The organism is [Lactobacillus] timonensis, from assembly GCF_900240275.1.
Classification (GTDB): Bacteria; Bacillota; Bacilli; order Lactobacillales; family Lactobacillaceae; genus Limosilactobacillus; species Limosilactobacillus timonensis.
The window spans coordinates 1-4,752 of record NZ_LT964767.1 but is presented as its reverse complement, the minus strand read 5'-3'; the positions used below and the strand labels follow the sequence as shown (position 1 = coordinate 4,752).

Sequence of the window (4,752 nt, the reverse complement as noted above, 5' to 3'; positions counted from 1 at the left end):
TATTTGGATCCATCAACGCAAGATTCTCATACCGGTTGGTTGTCATACAACAATAATTGGTATTACTTTGCTGATGGTCAATCTGGAGCCAGTGAAGGATTTCAAACTATTAATCAGCGTAACTACTGGTTTGATGAAACCAACGCTTGGGCTTTAAAGGGGTGGCAGTATAAAAATAATCACTGGTACTACTTTGATCCCCAAAATGCGTGGGCATTAACGGGATGGCACTTCCTCAATGGTTCCTGGTACTACTTTGATGGTCAAACAGGGCAAATGCAAACAGGTTTACAAACTGTGAACAAACAGCTGTATTTCCTAAAAGAATCTTCCCCTAACCAGGGTGGAATGCAAACTGGATGGCAAAAGATTAACAATCAGTGGTATTACTTTGCTAACTGGGGTGGTGCTCAATCTGGATGGCAATCAGTTAATGGTTCTTGGTATTCCTTAGCCCCAGAGACTAAGCAGATGCAAACTGGTTGGTTAACTTACAAGGGTTATCGTTACTACTTGAACCCCAATGGTAATACCCAAACTGGTTGGGGCAATATTGATGGTCATTGGTATTACTTTGCAAACTGGGGCGGTGCTCAATCTGGATGGCAATCAGTTAAAGGCTCTTGGTATTACCTTGACCCGCAAACTCAACAGATGAAAACCGGCTGGTTAACTTACAAGGGTTATCGTTACTACTTGAATCCTAATGGTAATGCCCAGACTGGTTGGGGCAATATTGATAGTCATTGGTACTACTTTGCTGACTGGGGCGGTGCCCAATCCGGCTGGCAAAAGGTCAACGGTGCATGGTATTACCTTGATCCGCAAGCCCAGCAGATGCATACAGGCTTCCTGTCGAACAATGGCCAAACCTATTACCTCAATGGTAGTGGAGCCATGCAAACTGGTTGGTTTGTTGCTAACGATAATAAGTGGCACTACGCTGACCTTTCGGGAGCCATCCGGTATGGCTGGCAGTGGATTAATGGTTACTGGTATCTGTTGAACGGCACCAATGGTGCCATGGCCCAATGGTGGCAACAGGTTAACGGTAAGTGGTACTACCTTAACAGTGCTGGACGGATGCAAACTGGCTGGTTGTACGACAGTGGCAATTGGTATATGTTGAATGAATCTGGCGCTGCAGTTACTGGTTGGTATCATGACTATGATGGCTATGGCCCATGGTATTACTTCGACCCTGTGTCGGCAAAAATGCAAACCGGGGTAGTTTATGTCGACCATCACAAATATCTTTTACGAGCTAATGGAATGTATACTCGTTTGCCATATGTCAATGGTATTGGTCAGGTTATTTATGCCAACCCGGACCTATATGTTGCTAAGGCTGACGATGGTCAAAGCGTTAAGGGTAATGATGGTTGGACATATAACTTTGATAAAAACGGAATTCTACAAGTAAATTGGAATTCAGCAAATGGCAATGTGTATGTTGGCAATATGAAATTTTGGTATGACCGTAATACCAGGAAATTCTCGGAAATCCGCTATCAAAACCCGGGTTGGATGTATCAGGTAGCTGATTATCAAATTCAGCCAACTGGTCCGGTTGGCTATACCGTTGGCGTTGGATATGAAGGAATTAAGACCAACTACATCATGTGGAAGATGGGCACCTCAAATGGGTATAACCAATATAACTGGGCAACATATTACGCTGTGCGGAATTTGCAAGCACGTCACGGGTTGCCAGTCACAGGTACTGTTGACTTAGCTACGTGGGAAGCAATGGGACTATCCAAAAATCTCTGGTACAAGATTGATGCTTATACTGCGCCACTAGGGGCCTACGCATGGGAAGGCCGGTCTGCTCATATTGAAGCTATGATCCGACAGGCTTACCGTTATCTTGGTAATCAATATCTAGTTGGTTCATCGACTGATCCTGCATATGGTTGTGATTGCTCTGGATTGGTAATGCAATGTCTCTATGCTGGTGGTATTAATCCAACTTCTGCATCTTCCATTTACCATGCTTTTCCAGGTAATGAATATAATTCTCGCAATTTGTGGGCTGACCCTCATTTCCGCCACGTTTCGTATGGTGAACGGCAACGTGGTGACTTGGTCTTCTACTATGCTCCAGGTACGTCGACAATTATTCACGTAGCTATCTATCTTGGTAATAACCAAGTGATTGAAAGTTGGCCTCCGCGAGTACAAGTTGCACCGATCGTTAACTGGCAGCATCCAGTTGTCGCCGGAATCGCTCGAGTATTTAATTAGTAATAAAACGATATTTTCATCTACATCTGTTCTTATTGAACAGATGTTTTTTGTTGTCCCTAAGAACGAGAAATAAAGACTATACAAATAGGACGGCATATCAGCTTAACAGGCGTCATAGGTAAGCGTTAAACTTTGAGGCCACATTTTGAAAATGGCCCATAGTTTGACAATTCGCCTGAATAAAGAGGACTTAAAATGACTTGAAGTTAATTCTCTAAGTTGGCGAAAAAACTAAAAGGCAAGACACCGATTGAATATCGGCAGCTTGCCTTAGAAAACAGCGACATAATCACTTTTCAAACTTTAAGAATTCATTTCAACTCGAACCTTTTGGATAATCAATTAATAGGAAATTGCACGTTGACGGTCATTGTTCCAGTGGTAGTAGAACGTATTATATGACATGAATTCCTTGCGACCTGTCCACGGATTATTGTAGTAAAAACCAGAATCGTTAAATCCCGTTAAAGCGATGGCATGGTTAGAATAACCATTCATCCATCCCATCCAAACAACAACCAGGTGACGATTGATAAGTTTGTCCTTGATGCGTTCGAGTGAACAGCCAGTCATAATATCACTCCAGCCAATCCAATGGTTAATAACAGGAGCAATACCAGTAGGGAAAATCCACCATCCAGAATAACTGTAAGGATTACCGACGAAGCCATAATCACCATTGCTTGCTCGTGGCATCTCATCGGCCATTTGAGTCTTTGTCACATTCTTACCAGCATATCGGAGCATCATAGTCACAGCTGTGATCTCACAACCAGTTGGCAATTCTGGTAATTGACAAATAACTTCTGCATTATTGTAGACGCCAGTAATCGCACCAGAAGCGTTAGTGTAATAAGTAGCACGATTAATATTAAACTGGCCAGTTTGCATAATACCTGTTTCGTTGACATAGTAGAACGAACCATTGTTGTCAAAAAGACGGTTCTTGTACATCACATCATCAGTGCCAAAGTAATACCAACTATTGTTCCAGAACTTCCAGCCTGTATCAAAGCGTTGAGTGGATGCATTGTAAAAGAAGCCGGTATTGGCAATGTCAATTATTCCGGTTGGCAGATTAGTAGTGTTTAAAGTGCCATTGGCAGCAAAAGTATATGTTTTCCCATCAGTACCATGGACAATTTGGTCAGTAGTGGCATCAGTCATTGGTTGATCAGGATCCACATAGTAAAGAATGTTGTTGGCAACGAACGGTGTGCGTGTATATTGACCGTTTTGTTTTAAAAGGTAACGATGTCCATCGACATTAAGGACGCCGGTTTGCATTTTTGCCGACACAGGGTCGAAGTAATACCATGGGCCATAGCCATCATAGTCATGATACCAACCAGTAACTGCAGCGCCAGATTCATTCAACATATACCAATTGCCACTGTCGTACAACCAGCCAGTTTGCATCCGTCCAGCACTGTTAAGGTAGTACCACTTACCGTTAACCTGTTGCCACCATTGGGCCATGGCACCATTGGTGCCGTTCAACAGATACCAGTAACCATTAATCCACTGCCAGCCATACCGGATGGCTCCCGAAAGGTCAGCGTAGTGCCACTTATTATCGTTAGCAACAAACCAACCAGTTTGCATGGCTCCACTACCATTGAGGTAATAGGTTTGGCCATTGTTCGACAGGAAGCCTGTATGCATCTGCTGGGCTTGCGGATCAAGGTAATACCATGCACCGTTGACCTTTTGCCAGCCGGATTGGGCACCGCCCCAGTCAGCAAAGTAGTACCAATGACTATCAATATTGCCCCAACCAGTCTGGGCATTACCATTAGGATTCAAGTAGTAACGATAACCCTTGTAAGTTAACCAGCCGGTTTTCATCTGTTGAGTTTGCGGGTCAAGGTAATACCAAGAGCCTTTAACTGATTGCCATCCAGATTGAGCACCGCCCCAGTTTGCAAAGTAATACCAATGACCATCAATATTGCCCCAACCAGTTTGGGTATTACCATTGGGGTTCAAGTAGTAACGATAACCCTTGTAAGTTAACCAACCAGTTTGCATCTGCTTAGTCTCTGGGGCTAAGTAATACCAAGAACCATTAACTGATTGCCATCCAGATTGAGCACCACCCCAGTTAGCAAAGTAATACCACTGATTGTTAATCTTTTGCCATCCAGTTTGCATTCCACCCTGGTTAGGGGAAGATTCTTTTAGGAAATACAGCTGTTTGTTCACAGTTTGTAAACCTGTTTGCATTTGCCCTGTTTGACCATCAAAGTAGTACCAGGAACCATTGAGGAAGTGCCATCCCGTTAATGCCCACGCATTTTGGGGATCAAAGTAGTACCAGTGATTATTTTTATACTGCCACCCCTTTAAAGCCCAAGCGTTGGTTTCATCAAACCAGTAGTTACGCTGATTAATAGTTTGAAATCCTTCACTGGCTCCAGATTGACCATCAGCAAAGTAATACCAATTATTGTTGTATGACAACCAACCGGTATGAGAATCTTGCGTTGATGGATCCAAATA

The 4,752-nt window shown here is 43.3% G+C and carries 1 protein-coding gene and 2 pseudogenes; 2 read left to right on the top strand and 1 reads right to left on the bottom strand.

Translation table 11 applies throughout. The annotated features are described in order from the left end of the window. Positions 1 to 3: 3 nt before the first annotated feature. Together C1710_RS08395 and C1710_RS08390 are read left to right on the top strand one after the other, a co-directional pair. Positions 4 to 1,143: pseudogene (locus C1710_RS08395) on the top strand (MBL fold metallo-hydrolase); the annotation flags it as partial. 366 nt (positions 1,144 to 1,509) lie between these two features. Continuing rightward, positions 1,510 to 2,247, top strand: a pseudogene (locus C1710_RS08390) (C40 family peptidase); the annotation flags it as partial. Positions 2,248 to 2,592: 345 nt separating this feature from the next. Here the strand turns inward: C1710_RS08390 and C1710_RS08000 are convergent. Beyond that, the coding region (locus tag C1710_RS08000) for a C39 family peptidase (protein WP_102281881.1) at positions 2,593 to 4,752 on the bottom strand (2,160 nt) is incomplete at its 5' end.